The sequence below is a fragment of the Fortiea sp. LEGE XX443 genome (genome assembly GCF_015206815.1).
Lineage (GTDB): Bacteria > Cyanobacteriota > Cyanobacteriia > Cyanobacteriales > Nostocaceae > Nostoc_B.
Window position 1 is genome coordinate 33,653 of sequence record NZ_JADEXZ010000024.1, and the last position, 18,624, is coordinate 52,276.

An 18,624-nucleotide genomic window follows, 5' to 3' on the forward strand; every position below is an offset into this window, starting at 1 on the left:
ATACTATTATGTCTAGCCGATGTATGAATTGATGTTGGGGTTTTTGTTGAAGTTAGCGTATAAATTGTATAACTTGTATAAGTTGTATACAAACATGCAACTTTATACATAGTGTAGTGGTAGAGGTATGGCAAAGCGATCGCTCCAAGCGTCAGATGAAGGTATCAGAAAAGCAAAACAAGCCTTTAAACGCAAAGGCTGGACACAAGAATATCTTGCAGCGGAGGTAGGCTTAGAGACTCGTCAAGCCATTTGGAAGTTTTTTACTGGTAAGCCAATTGATAAGCATGTTTTTAATGACATTTGCTTTGTCCTCGAACTTGACACTTCAGAAATTGTCCAACCCTTCACCACTGGCGAATCGAACCTGTCATACATCCCTGGAGATAATATTGAGACACTAGTACAAAAACTGCGGACTGTTTATCACGACAATATTCAAGCCCAGTGCGGTACTGTGCAACTCTTGGATATTACTAGACCGATCGAATTTAACGATATTTATATTGATGTAGAGATCCTCGAAGAAATTAATAGTCGAAGATGGCTAGAAATTAACAATTTACCAAAGGTATGGGTTGAAGAAAATAACTGCTTGAGTGTAGCTGATTTGCCTCAAGCCAGGGTTTCGGGAGTGGAAGCAGTCAGTAAATATACTAAGCTGATGGTGCTAGGTAAGCCTGGTTCTGGCAAAACTACATTCTTGCAAGCGATCGCCAATAGTTGTAACTTGGGGCTATTTCAACCTGATTATTTACCAATCTTTGTCCGTTTAAAAGACTTTGCCGAAGACATTCGCGATCGCACTCAAATTAGTTTATGGCAGTATCTGCATGAATCATTTATAAATCTTTGTATTCACGAACAAGAACTCACTACAGTTTTGACTAATGGACGAGCCTTAATTTTATTAGATGGCTTAGATGAAGTAGCCGGGAAAGATGCAGATATAGTTATCAAAAAAATTCGTCAATTCACTGAAAAATACCATAAAAATCAACTAATTATTACTTGTAGGCTGGGAGCTCAAAATTATAAATTTCATGGCTTTACTGAAATAGAAATTGCAGATTTTAGCAAACAGCAAATAGCCAATTTTGTCGAAAAATGGTTTGGTACGGTTGCCCAATATCCTACAGTCGCAGCACAAAACCTAGCAAATCGGTTTGTGCAGAAGCTCGAATTAACAGAAAATTTGCCAATTCTAGATTTAGTAGCTACGCCACTTTTACTAAATTTCGTTTGCCTAGTGTTTCAGTTTAATAAAGATTTCCCAGCCAATCGCGGGGAACTTTATAAACAAGTATTAGACTTGCTGCTGATCCGTTGGGATGAATCTAGAGGTATTAAAAGAGATGAAATTTATCCTGATTTTTTGTTGTTACACAAAATAAAATTGCTCAGTTATATAGCTACAATCACCTTTACCCAAAACAACTACTTTCAGACTGAAGCGAACTTACATCAACTGATTGCCGATTACCTCCGTTATCATTCTAATAATGCCGCAGCTTTAGAATTAGAAAGTGCATCTGTGTTAAAAGCGATTGAAGCTCAACATGGGTTATTAATTCAAAGGGCGCGAGGTATTTATTCTTTTGCTCATCTAAGTTTACAAAAGTATCTTACCGCTAGAGAAATAGTTACTCATATTAATACTCAAACATTAACAGAATTGATGAATCATCTGAGTGAAAAACATTGGCGGGAAGTATTTTTACTAAGCTCAGATATGTTAAAACCTGCTGATGATTTATTGCAGTCAATAAAGCAAAAAATTAATGATTTAGCCATAAAAAAATATACGCTACATAATTTTTTAATTTGGTTAAGGCAAAAATCAGCCACAGTCAATACATCTTATCATGCAGCCAGTGTACGTGCTTTTTACTTTACTATTGCCCTGCCATCAGAATATCCTTTAGCTCGTAATCAAGAATTAGCAATACTTTTGGATCATCAGCTTGCTGGTAATCTCGCAGGAGATTTAGCATTAGACCTAGCTTTAATTCATGGCTTAACTGTCAGTTTAGGTATAACTGCCGAGATTTTTTTACCAAGATTTTCGGCTTTGAGTTTAGCTTTAGACCTCAAACATTTATTAGCGGATGAACCAGATTTACAAACCTCACTGCAAGAACTGAAAAATCAGCTACCTTCCCCAAGTCAAGGTAGAGATGTTTTAAAAAATTGGTGGCAAGCAAATGGCAAAAATTGGACAGAAGCATTACGGAATTTGATGATTAATCATCGCCAAATTGGCCATAATTGGCAGTTTAATCAACAAGATTTAGAGGATATACAGCAGTACTGGGATGCTAATAAATTGCTTTTAGCTTGTCTCAAAACAGCTGGTGATGTTTCGCCTAATTTACGAAATAATCTGGAGACGAATTTGTTTTTAGTTAAGAAATTAGATTAAATTAACCGCAGTAGACGCTTTGCGGCTACTCTACGAGAATGCTAAGAACGAACCCACAGAGTTGGATGCAGATATACGCTTGTGCTATAAATTTGAAGAGTAGGCGATCGCCTACTTTTCTATTCCTCAAAATCTAGCGCATCTGCTAAATCCAGAGTTTCTTCTAATTCTGAATCCTTCTCTTCTAGTTCCAAGGTCATCTGTTGAGATACGGCTTCTAATTTGAAATCGCCTTTTTTAGATACATAATCAACAAGTTTAATCCAATCAATACGACCGTTACTGGTAAAATATTGCATAAATTCAAAAGTCATTTCATTAACTTTTGCATCAAGAGTAGACTTAAAAAGTTCATCTTTTTTCTTTGCTTCCTCTTCGATAGGAACAATCATCTCTTGGTAGAGGTTAGCATCTTCTGAGATAAATTCCCAGAACTCTTGACCAGCATATTTAAAGTATGTTTTATCGGAATCTATATCTTCCTTGAAAGGATTACTATCTTTACCATACATACAACCATTAACAGCAACGACGTTACTCGTAATACCTTGTTTTATCAAAAACTGTCTTGCTTTCTTAAAGTTGTCTTTCATTTTGCTAATTTGGTCGGAATTACCCCAATTAGTTCCAGATTTAATACCTACAATATAGTAAGTTTCATTTCGTTCAAACTCTAGGTCAACACTATTTAGCTTTGATTTAAAACCACTGTATAAAGTTTCAGATATGTGTATTGCAAAGCCCTCTAACAAATTTCCAAAAATGGTTTCTTCTTGTGAGGAAAGAAAAGCAGTAATTATGCTATCAACAAAATCTTGGGCTCGTTCAATATTTTTTGCCTTAAATAAATAAGGATTTTTACGCTTAAGAACGTCTTTAAGTTTTAACTTGCTCAATTTCTCAAATCTCTTGTCGTAGAAGGGTGTAAGGACGTTCTGAATCAAGTAATTATTATAAATTGCATAATCTGAGCTAACCACATTTAATTCCTCATTATATTGGTTACTATTTTTCACAATTTGAGTATTAGAAACTGCTGTTTTAATATTAGATTCTGCCAGTTCACAATATTCTCTTTTAATCTCAATTCCTACATAATTTCTACCTAGTTCTTTAGCAGCCACACAAGATGTTCCTGAGCCAGCAAATGGATCGAGTACTACATTATCTAAATCAGTGAATAGCTTTATGAACCATGAAGGAAGACTTTTAGGAAAAGCTGCACTATGTTTTTTATTTCCACATTCAGTTGCTAAATGTAAAACATTGGTTGGATAAGCCATTTTACGCTCTAACCAATTAGATATATTCTTACCAAATCCACTTTCAACTTTAGAATTATCGCGTCTTCTATCAGTTTCACTTAGATTCTTGAGGCGCGATTTTGCCCAATCTCCCATAGGAACCATGACAGATTCCTGATACATCTTAAATTTCTTTTGCTTGTTAAAGTGTAAGCAACGCTCCCAGGAGTCACGAAAACGATTAGACCACTTACCAGGATAACTATTTTTTTTATGCCATATATATTCTTCAGTCCATAACCATCCTTGGTTTTGCATTCCTAAAATTAAATTCAACACGTATGGATGTCTTTCACCATCCACAACTTTTTCTTTAATATTAAGAATGAAGGAACCTTCAGGTTTTAAAACTCTTTTTAGCTCTAAAGCTCTGGTTAGGAACCAATCTGTATATTCATCTGGAGAAATTCCGCCATAATTTTTTTTTCGACTATCAGCATAAGGAGGCGAGGTTATAATTAAATCAACGCTTGCAGAAGGCAGCTTTTGTAATGCCTCTAAACAATCACCAAGAATCAACTTATTCTTCCAACTTTGCGGGTTATCCTGGTCTATTAACCGCAAATCCTGAATAAAAATTTCTTCACATCCCAAGGTAATGTTTAGTGCTGCTTCTACCATACTTGAACCTCTTATACTGAAATTTGGCTTAATCAAAATATACTAAATAATTGATAAAATATTAACAATGGCTATTACTTTAAAATGCGATCGCTCCCCTACATCCTACAGTGCGATCGCTATTTTCCGTATCGACTGGCTGAAAAATCGAGCAATAGCAAAACCCAACAAAGTCTTGAAAATATTAAATTTAGTTACCTAAATCGAACTTGAGAAAGGCGACAATAATTAGATTTTCGGTTTATATTACAAAAGTTGTGTATGACTCCACGCTGCTATGAAATTCTCTGAGCGTTTCTTGTTGTTGGCGTTGTTATTCGTCACAGCAGCCTGTAACCAAACTCGCGCTGTTTCAGAAACTGCTACAACGGAAGTAGCACAGAATCCTCCACAGTTGAAAAATAGCATCCGCACTGAACTGCTTTCGCCCCAACCAATTCGCATCAACTTACAAAAATTACCGCCTCCTTTCGCTACCAAAAGCGCCTCGAAGCGGCCAGATGTAGTATCAATTCCGCAAAATCCTGTGTTGCGTGTACCACCGGGATTTAAAGTGAATGTCTTTGCGGAAAATTTAGCAGCACCGCGTTGGTTGGCTTTGACTCCTAGTGGTGATGTGCTGGTGACGGAAACTCGACAAAACCGCATTCGCCTGTTGCGAGATAGTAATGGTGATGGTGTGGCGGATGTGCGTCAGACATTCGCCAGTGCAGACAACGGTTTAAACATTCCTTTTGGGATGGCGTTTGCAGGGAATTCTTTCTTTTTGGGTAACACTGATGCAGTTTTACGCTTTCCCTACAGCAAAGGTCAAAAACAACTATCGGGTACTGGGAAAAAAATAGCCGATCTTCCTGGTGGTGGTTACAACCAACATTGGACACGGAATGTGGTAGCTGCACCAGACGGTAAGAAATTGTATGTTTCTGTGGGTTCTCGTTCTAATGTGGATGAGGAAGCATTACCAAGGGCTTCAGTGCAGGTGATGAATTTGGATGGTTCTCAAAAGCAGACTTTTGCCTATGGTTTGCGAAATCCTGTGGGTTTGGATTTTCATCCGGTAACTAAGGAGTTATACACTACTGTCAATGAACGGGATGGTATTGGAGATGATTTGGTTCCTGATTATTTAACTCGAATTCGGTCAGGGGAATTTTATGGCTGGCCTTATACTTATCTGACACCAAATAAACTCGACCCACGTCAAACGGTGAATGGTAAAAGTAAACGCCCAGATTTAGCAGCCAAGACTCGCACTCCTGATGTGTTGTTTCAATCTCATTCAGCAGCACTAGGTGTGCAATTTTACGATGGTACAACTTTCCCTGAAAAATATAAAAATGGCGCTTTTACAGCTTTCCGGGGTTCTTGGAACCGCGATCGCGGTACTGGTTACAAGGTCGTATTTGTTCCTTTTGATACTAAAGGACGACCTCAAGGCTATTACGAAGATTTTCTCACAGGATTTTTGTTAAATCCAAATACCCCAACTACTTGGGGGCGACCTGTTGGTTTGTTAGTGTTGCCTGATGGTAGTTTATTAGTAACAGAAGAGGCTAATAACCGGATTTATCGAATTCAATATACAGGTGGGTAAAAATAACCTGATTATTTCTCAAATTGCAACCACCGATACACGCCGATACACGCCGATGATTTTAAATAAATATCAGCGTTATTTTGCGGTTGATGTCTATTCCTAACAGCAGTAATTCTGTAGCAAATTTACCAAATTTACCTTTATCGCCCAACGGTGCTGAGGTAATTTTAGGTAACAGTGTTGAACCGCAGCAATTAGCTATACCTATAGCACCTAGTCCTATCACAATGTTTGGCCCTCGTGGTGCTTGTTTAGTATCAGAAAGTGGGGCGTTGTGGGTGTCAGATACAGGACATCATCGTTTATTGGGATGGCGAAATTTACCAACGGAAGATAATCAACCCGCTGACTGGGTAATTGGACAACCAGACTTTAATCACGAAGGACAAAATGCTAAAGGAAATCCAAGCAGGATAACGGTTAGTGTCCCGACGGGGATTTGTCAGTGTGGTGCAGGTTTAGCGGTAGCTGATGCTTGGAATCATCGGGTTTTAATTTGGAAAAATGTGCCAGAAGATAGCAATGTTCCCGCAGATTTGGTATTAGGTCAAAGCAATTTTGTGAATAATGAATCAAATCGTGGTATTCAGCAAGCAGATGCCAATACAATGCACTGGCCTTATGGTATTTTCTATTATAAAGGACAGCTATTTGTTGCGGATACAGGAAATAGAAGGTTGTTAATTTGGCAGCAATTCCCAACAGAAAATGGTCAACCTGCGGATTTAGTTCTGGGACAACCAGATATGATTTCTCGTAATGAAAATGGTGGTGGTTCAGCAACGGCGGCGAGTATGCGCTGGTGTCATGATATTGCTATTTGGGATGATAATTTGGTTGTTGCTGATGCAGGTAATCATCGAGTGATGATTTGGCAAGGTATACCAACAGAAAATAATACTCCTTGTGCAGTAGTATTAGGGCAAAAAAGCTTTGATTTTGTGGAGATGAATCAAGGGGTTTATTTACCGAGTGCAAGTAGTTTGAGTATGCCTTATGGGCTGGCGACAAGTGGAGAATGGTTATTAGTTGCAGATACGGCGAATTCGCGGTTGTTAGGATGGAAGCAGGCAGAGTCTATACTATCATTGCAGGGTGCTGCGGCAGATGGGTTAGCAGGACAAGTCAATTTTCAAAGCAAAAGTGAAAACCGCAATTATGGACTCCCGAAACGAGATAGTTTGAATTGGTGTTACGGGGTGAAAATTTGTGGGAATAAGGCGGTAGTGGCTGATTCTGGAAATAATCGGGTTTTGTTGTGGGGGTTTGATGGAGAAGGTTAAACGAACCGCAGAGGCGGAGAGAACGCAGAGAGGGGTATGGTGAGTGAAGAGATTAGAGTTCGTGGTATTGTGCAAGGGGTGGGGTTTCGTCCGACTGTTTATCGGCTGGCTAAGGCTTGTGGGTTGCGGGGAGATGTTTGTAATGATGGGGAAGGTGTGTTAATTCGGGTGTTGGGAAGTGAGGAAGCAATAGCCGAGTTTTTAGTTAGGTTACAGCGAGAGTGTCCCCCTTTGGCAAGAATTAATGAAATTATTAGAAGTCCCGGCGTTGGTGAGTGTAAGTTCAATGATTTTGTGATTTCCCAGAGTGTCAGCAACAAAATCAAAACCGTAATCACACCAGATGCGGCTACTTGTCCTCAATGTCAAAAAGAAATCTTTGACCCCTTGAGTCGCTTTTATCGTTACCCTTTTACTAACTGTACTCATTGCGGCCCCCGTTTGAGTATTATTCGCGCCATTCCTTATGACAGATGCAATACCAGTATGTCTGCGTTTGTCATGTGTCCCGAATGTGCAAAGGAATACCACGATGTCGAAAATCGCAGATTTCACGCCCAACCTACAGCTTGTCATGTTTGCGGCCCTACTGCTTGGCTAGAACGTGCCGATGGTAAACCTGTTACTGCTTCTATGTTCTCGATGATGGACGATGTAGATGCAGTTTGTACATTGTTGCAAAGGGGTGAAATTGTAGCAATTAAAGGGATAGGTGGATTTCATTTAGCTTGTGATGCGACAAATGAAGCGGCTGTGCAGAAGCTACGTCAGCGAAAGAAGCGCTATGATAAACCTTTTGCTTTAATGGCGCGAGATTTGGCTGTAATTGAGGAGTATTGTACGGTAAGTGGGAAGGAGAAGGAGTTATTAATTAGTGCTGCTGCGCCAATTGTTTTGTTGCGGAAGAAAGAAGAAACGAACCGCAAAGGGCGCATAGACGCGCAAGCGGCTTCCCGCAGGGTAGGGCGCAAAGAAGAAGAGGGAAGAAGAGTTTTAGAAGAGTTAGCTGTAAGTCATATAAATAATAGGAAGATTCAACACTCTCACATAGCAACATCCGTTGCACCAGGGCAAAATACCCTCGGTTTCATGCTACCTTATACGCCGTTGCATCATTTAATTTTGCGGCGGATGAATCGACCAATTGTGTTAACAAGTGGCAATATTTCAGATGAACCGCAGTGTATTGATAATGATGAAGCGCGAGAAAAGTTAGGCAAAATTACTGATTATTTTATTTTACATAACCGAGATATTCTCAACCGTGTCGATGATTCAGTGGTGCGGGTTGTTGGTGAGGCAATCCAAATAGTTCGTCGTGCTAGAGGCTATGCACCAGCACCGATTAATTTACCGCCAGGATTTGATAAATTACCGCCAATTTTAGCAATGGGTAGTGAATTGAAAAATACCTTTTGTTTGTTACGCGATGGGGAAGCAATTTTATCTCAACATTTGGGTGATTTAGAAAATGCAGGGGCTTTTAATGCTTATCAAGAAACACTGAATTTATACTTGAACTTATTTGAGCATAAACCAGAAGCGATCGCCATTGATAAACACCCAGAATATCTTTCTAGCAAACTCGGTAAAGAACTCGCATCTGCAAATCAAATTCCCCTGCATCAAATTCAGCATCATCACGCCCACATCGCTGCTTGCATGGCAGAAAATGGCATTCCTTTAAATACATCACCAGTATTAGGTATTGCTTTTGATGGTTTAGGCTACGGTGAAGATGGTACATTCTGGGGCGGAGAATTTCTCTTAGCTGATTACCATAAATTTCAGCGACTAGCAACATTTAAACCAGTCGCAATGATTGGGGGAGAACAAGCGATTTATCAACCTTGGCGTAACACCTACGCCCACTTAATATCAGCCAATCTTTGGGATAAATGCCAACAAAAATATTCTGATTTAGGAATATGCAATTTTCTACAAAAAAAGCCACTAAATTTACTCAATCAGTTAATTGAAAAAAGTATAAACTCGCCTCCAGCCTCATCAGTAGGGCGTTTATTCGATGCTGTAGCAGCAGCTATTGGTATCTGCACAGAAGAATGTAGCTATGAAGGACAAGCGGCGATCGCATTAGAATCTTTAGTTAATGTTAACATTTTAAATAATCATGAAGAAAAGCTAATTTATCCTTTTAATTTTAGCTTTTCCGATAATAATATTTATTGTATAGACTCGGCACCAATGTGGTCAGCTTTACTCAGTGATTTGCAGCAACAAACTCCTCAACCAGTCATAGCTGCTAAATTCCACAATAGTTTAGCTAATGCTGTAGTCAAAATGGTTAAGTATTTATGTCAAGAGTATCTAATTCATCAGGTCATTCTAACAGGAGGAGTCTTCCAAAATACTATTTTATTAGAGTTGGTTACTAAACAGTTACAAACATCAGAGATTAACGTACTAACTCACAGCTTAATTCCTACCAATGACGGCGGGTTATCTCTAGGACAAGCAATTATTACAGCCGCGAAATTACAGAAGTTTTTAGATTAGTAAACCACATCTTTTCCATCTCACGCATTCGCCGCTAGACGTTCTCGCACAGTAGGTACAAAGTCGCAAAGTTACAAAGTATCCGTTTTTTATACTAATATCTCTCCTTCTCTGTGTCCTCTGCGCCTCTGCGGTTAGTTATTCAATCAAAGGAAAATAAAAATGTGCTTAGGAATTCCCGGACAAATTGTCGAAATCACCGACATTCAAAAAAAACTAGCCATTGTGAATATTGCTGGTGTAAAGCGTCAAGTTAATATCGCTTGCATAGTTGACGAACAACATCCCCCCGCAACTTGTTTAGGAGATTGGGTGTTAGTTCACGTCGGTTTTGCGATGAATAGAATTAATGAGGTAGAAGCAGCAGAAACATTAAAGTTATTGGAGGAAATTGCGGCGATGACTTAAACTCTTTTAACGCAAAGGGGCGCGGAGGTAAGCGCGGAGTTACACAGAGTTTTTATTGAGAACTATCCTTTGGATTTTATGAAATATGTTGATGAGTTTCGAGAACCAGAAAAAGCCGTAGCTTTACGTAAAGAAATAGAAAAAATCAGCCAACAACTAGATAAACATATCAAAATTATGGAAGTATGCGGTGGGCATACTCATTCTATTTTTAAATACGGTATTGAAGAAATACTGCCCGATAATATTGAACTTATACACGGGCCTGGTTGTCCAGTATGTGTTATGCCAAGAGGAAAGTTGGATGATGCGATCGCCATCTCCCAACATCCTAACGTAATCTTGGCAACATTTGGCGACACCATGCGGGTTCCCGGTTCCAAAGACAGTCTCCTGCAAGCCAAAGCCAAAGGCGCAGATATCCGCATGGTGTACTCGCCCTTAGATAGCTTACAACTAGCCAAAAATCACCCTGATAAAGAAGTAGTCTTCTTTGCACTAGGCTTTGAAACCACAGTCCCCAGCACTGCTTTCACCATTATCCAAGCAGACGCAGAAAACATACGTAACTTTAGTATGTTTTGTAATCATGTGTTAGTTATTCCTGCACTTAAGGCTTTATTAGATAACCCAGATTTACAACTAAATGGATTTGTTGGACCTGGTCATGTCAGCATGGTAATTGGTACTGACCCATATCAATTTATTGCCCAACAATATCATAAGCCAATTGTTGTTTCTGGCTTTGAACCATTAGATATTTTTCAATCAATTTGGATGGTATTAAAACAGCTAGTTGAAAATCGTTGCGAAGTTGAAAATCAATATAACCGACTCGTCCAAAAAGCTGGGAATCAAATAGCACTTAAAGCCATGAATGACGTTTTTGCAGTGCGCGAAACTTTTGAGTGGCGTGGTTTAGGTGAATTACCATATTCAGGCTTAAAAATTCGTCCTGAATATAGTCAATTTGATGCTGAAATAAAATTTACCATACCTAGTCAAAAAGTCGCTGATCATAAAGCTTGCAAATGTGGCGAAATACTCAAAGGAGTTTTGAAACCTTGGGAGTGTAAAGTATTTGGTACAGCTTGTACACCAGAAACACCGATAGGTACTTGCATGGTTTCTTCGGAAGGTGCTTGTGCAGCTTATTACAAATACGGACGCTTCTCCAATTTTACGCAAAAAAAAGTAAATGAAAAACCAACAGTAACCCTAACTTCATAACCTAAGATAAAAGTGAGCAATCCGAACTCTACAAGACAGAAATTTTAGGATTGGAGTACAAGTTTATGCCATTTGTTACAGTCAAAATTGCCCGTGGTCACTCCATCGAAAAGAAACGGCAATTAGTAGAAGCTATTACTAATGCCCTAGTCACATCTTTAGATACAAAACCGGAATGGATAACCATTCACATAGATGAATTTGAACGTGAAAACTGGGCTGTTAATGGGATATTACACTGTGATAGACATCGTGGGAGACATGACGAAACAGGCAGATAAAACTAGTTAGTAAATTGTAGGGTGCGTTACGCTATTGCTAACGCACCACCTTCAAAATTAATCAAGATTATTCAATCTCAGTCATAAATTATTCTAATCAATTTAATATGGATTTATCATCATCAAACCAATTACAAAATCCCTTATTTCAAAAAATTGAACAAGTCCGCCGCCGCCAACCTAAAATCCGAGATACTCACATCACTCTCGCACATGGTAGTGGCGGTAAAGCCATGCGTGATTTAATTGATGATGTATTTGTTCGCAGTTTTGATAATCCGATTCTTTCTCAATTAGAAGACCAAGCCAGTTTCAATTTAGCTAATCTTTTACAACAGGGAGACAGACTTGCATTTACTACAGATTCTTATGTAGTAGACCCGTTGTTTTTTCCTGGTAGTGATATTGGAGAATTAGCAATTAATGGTACAGTTAACGATTTAGCTGTTAGTGGTGCTAAACCTTTATATCTCACTTGTAGTGTAATTTTAGAAGAAGGATTACCTGTAGAAACTTTACGCCGTGTAGTGACAAGTATGCAAGCCGCAGCTAAAAATGCAGGTGTACAAATCGTCACTGGTGACACTAAAGTAGTTCATCGTGGTGCTGCTGATAAATTATTTATTAACACTGCTGGTCTTGGTGTAATTCCTTCAGGTGTGAATATTTCGGCTCACAATATTCAACCGGGAGATGTCATTCTTATTAACGGCGAATTAGGTAATCATGGTACTGCAATTTTAATCGCCCGTGGTGAATTAGCCTTAGAAACTGATATTAAAAGTGATTGTCAGGCATTGCATAGTTTGGTAGAAACAATCCTCAATGTTTGTCCAGACATTCATGCTATGCGGGATGCTACACGCGGTGGTTTAGCTACAGTTTTAAATGAATTTGCCCTTACTTCTAATGTAGGAATTCGTCTCCATGAAGAATCTATTCCTATTAGAGAAGAAGTTAAAGGAGTTTGCGAAATTTTAGGTTTAGACCCATTGTACTTAGCTAATGAAGGTAAATTAGTAGTAGTAGCAAGTCGTGATAATTTTGACAAGGTTTTATCAGCAATGCAATCTCATCCTGCTGGCAAAGATGCTTGTATAGTCGGTGAAGTTATCGCCTCACCCCCTGGCGTTGTGTTCCTCAAAACAGCCTTTGGTGCTGAACGTATTGTAGATATGTTAGTGGGCGACCAATTGCCAAGAATTTGTTAATTTTTAATATTTTATTTTATGCACGAACTAGGAATAACCCAAAATATAGTAGCCATTGTCACCGAACACGCCAAAGGCATGAAAGTACAAAAAGTAGTGTTAGAAATTGGTCAACTTTCAGCCATTATGCCTGAGTCTATTAAATTTTGTTTTGATATTTGTACTCAAGGCACAGTTTTAGAAAATTCAATATTAGAAATTATCGAAATACCAGGCTTGGCTAGGTGTCGCCAATGCGGTGATGAATTTGCTGTCGATAAACCATTCGGTATTTGCAATTGTGGTAGTGTGCAACTTGATTTAATAACTGGCGAAGAACTCAAAATTAAAGAAATCGAGATAGAGGAAGTATGTGTGTAACTTGCGGTTGTTCTGATGATGGTGAGAGCAAAATTACAAATCTCGAAACAGGTGAAATTCATCACCATCATACCCACACTTTACCAGATGGGACTATAATTACTCATTCTCATCATCATAATGAAGCATCACAAATTCATGCCAAAATTCACGGTACAACAATATCTTTGGAACAAGACATCTTAGCAAAAAATAACTTATTAGCAGCCCAAAACCGAGGATGGTTTCAAGGTCGGAATATTCTTACTTTAAATTTAATGAGTTCCCCTGGTTCAGGAAAAACAACATTATTAACTCGCACTATTAATGATTTAAAGCAGCAGTTACCAATTAGTGTAATTGAAGGCGACCAAGAAACAACTAATGATGCTGAAAAAATTAAAGAAACAGGCTGTAAAGTTGTGCAAATTAACACGGGTACAGGTTGTCATTTAGATGCGTCGATGATAGAAAGGGGTTTACAACAACTCAATCCGCCGCTAAATTCTGTGGTGATGATTGAGAATGTGGGTAATTTAGTTTGTCCGGCTTTATTTGATTTGGGAGAACAGGCAAAAGTTGTAATTCTCTCTGTCACGGAGGGAGAAGATAAGCCGATGAAATATCCTCATATGTTCCGCGCGAGTGAGATGATGATTCTCACGAAAATTGATTTGTTGCCTTATGTGCAGTTTGATGTGGAACGTTGTATTGAATATGCTAAACAAGTGAATCCAAATATACAGGTTTTTCAAGTGTCGGCGATGACGGGTGTTGGGTTAGATAGTTGGTATAAGTGGTTGACGGAAAAAGTGGGGAGTTTGTCAATTTAGATACCCCTAAATCCACGCCACTTGCTACAACGGGGGGAACCCTCGCAACGCAGTGGCTCCCCTTAAAAAAAGGGGACTTTGAAGTAAGTCCATCGGCAATATTACTTGAGCATCAACAAAATATGCGATCGCCGTATCTTAGAAGCATTATTCTTAGGTAAGTCTAGGTCTAATATTAAACTAAGAATAACTATGGATGCTCAACTAACCAGTAATGAAATTAATGTCGCACGGGAGTTATTAGGCAATTACGCCCCGGCAAAACACGCATTGGATGTTTTAGAAAAACACAATGGTAATTGTGATACTTCTTTCGATGAACTGTGGATAGAGACAAACGGTGTGGTAGTCATGCCAGAGGGCAAATCGCTTTGGCAGACAACACTGAAAGTATTGCGTCAGGAACTCTGCGGTGATGAAGGCTTTCGTGGTCAACTCAAAGAATACACGAAAAATCCGGGCAGTACACCTTTGCTGACAGGGTTGATTGTTTCTCTAGTGGGTGTAGCAGCCGCGCATGGCTTACCCCTTGACCCAGCGATCGCTACTGTTGTTGTGTTGTATATTCTTAAAATTGGACTCAATATATTTTGCGACTACACCGAACCACCTGCGGGGAATTCTGGGACTCTTCCGCCAGCAAACTAATGTGTACCCCACCCGCGCTATCGCTGAAATAGAAAACACGATCGCAAAATCTATAATTGCTGTCGCTGAAATAGAAAACGCGATCGCCAAAATAGCAAATGCGATCGCATTTTCTATAATTACAGTCGCAAAAACAACAAATGCAATCTGAATTACGAATTACGAATTACGAATTCACGAACTTCCTCCACCGACACCCCCAAAATCTCAGACACGGCTGCTAATAAACTCTCATCCTGAGTAACTTGGTAGAAACGGGCAAGATTACGAAGAGAAAATTCTAAACGATACTCATCATTGAACTCAGCCGTAATCTGTAAATCTTGCAGATAATTTGCTTTTGCTGACTCCAGTTCCCCTAATTCTTCTGCAAGTCTACCAAGGTTAAAATAGGTATTAGCACAAGAATAGCAATTTTCATATCCGCTAAAAAGATCCAAAGCTAGTTGATAATTGCGTCTTGCTTGTTTATACTCCCGCAACTCTTCGGCAACTCTTCCCAAATTATGGTAAGTGATAGCACAAGCATAGTGATCATCATATTTGACAAAAATATCCAAAGCTAGTTGATAATTGCGCCTTGCTTGTTCATATTCTCGCAATTCTTCGGCAACCATCCCCAACTGTCCGTAGTTACTGGCACAAGCATAGCGATCGCCATATTCAATGTTAATATCCAAAGCTAGTTGATAATTGTGCCTTGCTTGTTGATATTCTTGCAACTTTTGAGCAACCATTCCCAGATGGTGGTATGTGTTGGCACAACCATAACGATCACCATATTCAATGTTAATATCCAAAGCTAGTTGATAATTGTGCCATGCTTGTTCATATTCTCGCAACTCTTCGGCAAGCATTCCTAATTGGTGGTAGATGCCGGCACAAGCATAGTGATCACCATATTTGATGTTAATATTCAAAGCTAGTTGATAATTGTGCCATGCTTGTTCATATTCTCGCAATTCTTCGGCAATTCTTCCCAACTGCTGGTAAGAAGTAGCCTGCCAAATTTGTTTTTGTCTTTCTTCTTCACTCTCTAACGCATCATAAATTTCCAAAGTCTTTTTATAAGACTGTCTAGCTTGCTGATACTGCTTGGCATTTAGTTGACAACCGCCTAGTATGACAATTACCCATGCTATTTGATAACCTAACTCACCTTTTATAAATGCTTGTGGATAATTATCTAAACTTTGACAAACTGTTTCTGCCAACTTCAGGTTGCTTTGTTTGTCACTAATTAACTCAAAATATTTACATAAACAAAAATATATGCTGATACTTTCTTGATTATTTAAGCAAATTTGCAGCGCATTGTAGAGATTTTCATATTCCAGCCTACAGAAAGAAATACCCAATTTCTTTTTTTGAGAATTTTTAGAAACCATCAACTGGTAATAATAACCTGCCAAATGCTGGTAGTAGTTTTTAAATCTGTCATACAAAGTTGCACGAGTTGCTTCATCCAGAGTTACTAACTTAGTTTTTAAAAAATAGGGAAAAATAGGTTGAATAGTCAACAAGCGCAAATTTTCATTAATTGGTGAAAGCAAGCCCCAGTTAATCGCCTCTTGAATTGCATCACTGAATTTATCGAAAGAATAATCTTTTAATGATTCACAAATTTTTAATTGCTCGATATATTTAGGAAGACCAGGAGTGAAAATGAACTTACTAAACTGAGCCAAACACAACAGCAATTTTTGTGCTTCTGGCGATAAATTACTATGCGAATATTCTACACACTTTAAAATATTTTTGGTCTTATCTTCACTCCCTGTATCTAAATCCACATCCCCAGCTTGCAACCCTTGCAAAATCTCCTGTGGTGATTGCTTTCGCAAATTTGCTAACACAACTTGCATCGCTAAGGGATATCCTGCTAACAAATTCATCAATTTCTGAAAATCCCCATCTTGGCGAATATCAGCAATGCTAATTTGCGGTACATTCCGTTCTAAAATTTTCTCTGCTAATTCCGTCCTGGCTTCTTTATCTAAGCCTTGCAACTCATAAATATTGTGTTTAAATGTGGTAGCTTGTAACCAATCTTCCCGACTGCGGGAACCTAAAATAACTTTGGTATTTCCACCTTGCAAACGCCCTAAAAAATCACGGATTTGATTGCGTTCTGTCTCTGGTAAAGTATTTTGAATTGCCAGTTGTTGCCCTGTCACCGATTCTAAGTTATCTAAAATCAAAGCGTAAGCTTCAGCCCGCAGTTTTGCAACTAATTTTTGTACCTGCGCCGCCTGATTCATGGCTTGAAAATTAGCTTGTTCAAATTTGCCATATACCTGCTTACCAATTTCAAACAAAATTTGTGTGAGTGTCCAAGCTTTTTCGTCATAGCCAAAATAAAAGACATTCTGCACAAAATTGGTGCGTTGCCACCATTCCCGCAGATAATTTAACAGGGTAGTTTTGCCTGTTCCCCCCATTCCCTGCAACAGTAAAATGTTATGTCTGAAAACAGCTTTCTCTATTTTGAGAATCTCTAAATCCCGCCCGAAAAAACCATATTCTGGCAACGGGAACCGATACTGACTGCCAAAAGTTTCCCAATATTTCTCTTCTTCCTCTGGTGTAAACTGGCGTAAATTAAAATTCACTGTCTGATTGCAATACACCACAGGTAGCAACCAATCTTCTAAATCAATAAACTTAATATAAGCTTTGCGTGATTTATTATTAAACAATTCCCGCCTACCCAAGCGAATCGCTTCAGTGATGGGTTGGTTATTAAATAAATGACGATAAAGCTGTTCCATCATCAACTTAGCCGCCGACACGGTGACAGAATACCCCATCGCCACCACCATCTGCATTCCCGCCGTCATTAACCGACTTCCCAAGCTGGTTTCCCGCAAATCTTCATCGGGGTTGTCGTTCTTTACCTGCTTCCCCGACTGACAAGCATTGAGAATACAAACGGGAATCCCCTTCCCTGTGAGTAAATCTGCTAACTCCTGCGCCTCGACTAAATCAACTTTTCCCTGAGTCTCGCCCTCAAAGGCTAAACACGCCCTCACACCATCAAATTTCTGCCAATCATTCCGCCCATAACGCCCTTGATATAAATAGCGTCCGGGTTTGCTGGGTTGTTGTATTTCCTTGGATGTCATCAGCGCCCCATGACAATCTAAATGGATGACATGGTAATATCCCGCCCCCTTCGCTTCCAAATGCTGAGATAAAGCTTGGTAAGTTCCGGGGCGCAGCAATTCGACATTCACCCGCAAGTGGCTATTTTCAATCAACTCCAGCAAGGGGCGAGAAATTGTCCGATAACCTACGTCCATTTCTTCATCGGGACGCGCCACCACTACCAACAAATTGATTGTGGGGGAAGTTTGCACATCTGCATAGATGGGTGCTGGTTTATTACTCTTCCGCACCATTACACAATATACGGCTAAGGGACGGGGTAAATCTGGATCACGCAACGCTTCCCAATGCAGTGCTTGAAATTCTGGTGTTTTACCGACAATTTCAATTTGTAATTGACTTAAATTACTCCGCAAGCGGTAATATACGCCATAAGCATTAAAATCAACTCGAAAAACTTGGTTAAATAACTCTTCGCCGTAAGTTTTAATACTGGCTGCTGCTGCTTCTGCCTTCACCGTATCCAGCAAGGGAAAAATCAACCAGTCTTCAAAATACCACTCTAGTTGTTTTTCTCCCTTGGGTGTAAAAGGGTCGATAATTTTTACTAGATACTCGCCTCTCCCATCAAAGCTGAGAATGGCTTTAAATCCGCCTTCTGTTGCAGATTCTTCCCGAATAGTGATAATTGGCATGGTGTAGTATGGCTCATGCTAATTGCGAGCATAGTCATATACTACACAAGAGATTTGGCGATCGCCCTTTGGTGCTTGTATAGAATGTGGTTTGATCCCCCTAAATCCCCCTTAAAAAGGGGGA

The 18,624-nt window shown here is 39.2% G+C and carries 15 protein-coding genes; 13 read left to right on the forward strand and 2 right to left on the reverse strand.

Annotation, left to right across the window (positions count from 1 at the left end; genetic code table 11):
* The first annotated feature begins 127 nt into the window (after positions 1 to 127).
* Positions 128 to 2,422, forward strand: a complete 2,295-nt coding sequence (locus IQ259_RS11595) for an NACHT domain-containing NTPase (RefSeq protein WP_193884781.1) — start codon at positions 128 to 130, stop codon at positions 2,420 to 2,422.
* Between the two features lie 119 nt (positions 2,423 to 2,541).
* Here IQ259_RS11595 and IQ259_RS11600 read toward each other — a convergent pair whose 3' ends face one another.
* Positions 2,542 to 4,347 carry a PmeII family type II restriction endonuclease gene (locus tag IQ259_RS11600; RefSeq protein WP_193884782.1) on the reverse strand — a complete coding sequence of 602 codons (1,806 nt, stop codon included), beginning with the start codon at positions 4,345 to 4,347 and terminating at the stop codon, positions 2,542 to 2,544.
* Between the two features lie 67 nt (positions 4,348 to 4,414).
* On the opposite strand from IQ259_RS11600, the gene IQ259_RS27565 reads away from it, so the two are divergent.
* The 12 genes from IQ259_RS27565 to IQ259_RS11655 all read left to right on the forward strand — a co-directional run bounded on the left by IQ259_RS27565 (position 4,415) and on the right by IQ259_RS11655 (position 14,848).
* Positions 4,415 to 4,549, forward strand: a complete 135-nt coding sequence (locus IQ259_RS27565) for a hypothetical protein (RefSeq protein WP_255525338.1) — start codon at positions 4,415 to 4,417, stop codon at positions 4,547 to 4,549.
* Positions 4,550 to 4,624: 75 nt separating this feature from the next.
* Entirely contained in the window at positions 4,625 to 5,944 is a 1,320-nt protein-coding gene (locus IQ259_RS11605; RefSeq protein WP_193884784.1) for a sorbosone dehydrogenase family protein, read from the forward strand.
* Between the two features lie 92 nt (positions 5,945 to 6,036).
* Positions 6,037 to 7,230, forward strand: a complete 1,194-nt coding sequence (locus IQ259_RS11610) for a hypothetical protein (protein WP_193884786.1) — start codon at positions 6,037 to 6,039, stop codon at positions 7,228 to 7,230.
* 36 nt (positions 7,231 to 7,266) lie between these two features.
* Positions 7,267 to 9,747 carry a carbamoyltransferase HypF gene (locus tag IQ259_RS11615; protein ID WP_193884788.1) on the forward strand — a complete coding sequence of 827 codons (2,481 nt, stop codon included), beginning with the start codon at positions 7,267 to 7,269 and terminating at the stop codon, positions 9,745 to 9,747.
* Positions 9,748 to 9,909: 162 nt separating this feature from the next.
* The gene (locus IQ259_RS11620; RefSeq protein ID WP_193884790.1) at positions 9,910 to 10,155 is read left to right on the forward strand and encodes a HypC/HybG/HupF family hydrogenase formation chaperone; all 246 of its coding nucleotides are present in this window, start codon (positions 9,910 to 9,912) and stop codon (positions 10,153 to 10,155) included.
* Between the two features lie 78 nt (positions 10,156 to 10,233).
* Positions 10,234 to 11,385, forward strand: coding sequence for a hydrogenase formation protein HypD (gene hypD / locus IQ259_RS11625; protein ID WP_193884792.1), 1,152 nt, complete (start codon positions 10,234 to 10,236; stop codon positions 11,383 to 11,385).
* A 65-nt stretch (positions 11,386 to 11,450) separates the two neighbouring features.
* On the forward strand, positions 11,451 to 11,666 hold the full coding sequence (locus IQ259_RS11630) for a 4-oxalocrotonate tautomerase family protein (protein ID WP_193884794.1): 216 nt from the start codon (positions 11,451 to 11,453) through the stop codon (positions 11,664 to 11,666).
* Positions 11,667 to 11,773: 107 nt separating this feature from the next.
* The gene (gene hypE, locus IQ259_RS11635; RefSeq protein WP_193884796.1) at positions 11,774 to 12,877 is read left to right on the forward strand and encodes a hydrogenase expression/formation protein HypE; all 1,104 of its coding nucleotides are present in this window, start codon (positions 11,774 to 11,776) and stop codon (positions 12,875 to 12,877) included.
* Between the two features lie 18 nt (positions 12,878 to 12,895).
* Positions 12,896 to 13,237, forward strand: coding sequence for a hydrogenase maturation nickel metallochaperone HypA (hypA, locus tag IQ259_RS11640; RefSeq protein ID WP_193884798.1), 342 nt, complete (start codon positions 12,896 to 12,898; stop codon positions 13,235 to 13,237).
* A complete protein-coding gene (gene hypB, locus IQ259_RS11645) occupies positions 13,228 to 14,049 on the forward strand; it encodes a hydrogenase nickel incorporation protein HypB (protein WP_193884800.1) in 822 nt (273 codons plus the stop codon). Before hypA ends, hypB begins: the two co-directional genes overlap by 10 nt.
* A 192-nt stretch (positions 14,050 to 14,241) precedes the next feature.
* Positions 14,242 to 14,697: a hypothetical protein gene (locus IQ259_RS11650; protein ID WP_193884838.1), complete on the forward strand. Its 456-nt coding sequence runs from the start codon at positions 14,242 to 14,244 to the stop codon at positions 14,695 to 14,697.
* 1 nt (position 14,698) lies between these two features.
* Entirely contained in the window at positions 14,699 to 14,848 is a 150-nt protein-coding gene (locus tag IQ259_RS11655; protein ID WP_193884802.1) for a hypothetical protein, read from the forward strand.
* Position 14,849: 1 nt separating this feature from the next.
* On the opposite strand, the gene IQ259_RS11660 is transcribed toward IQ259_RS11655, so the two are convergent.
* A complete protein-coding gene (locus IQ259_RS11660; protein WP_193884804.1) occupies positions 14,850 to 18,500 on the reverse strand; it encodes a tetratricopeptide repeat protein in 3,651 nt (1,216 codons plus the stop codon).
* Positions 18,501 to 18,624 lie beyond the last annotated feature (124 nt).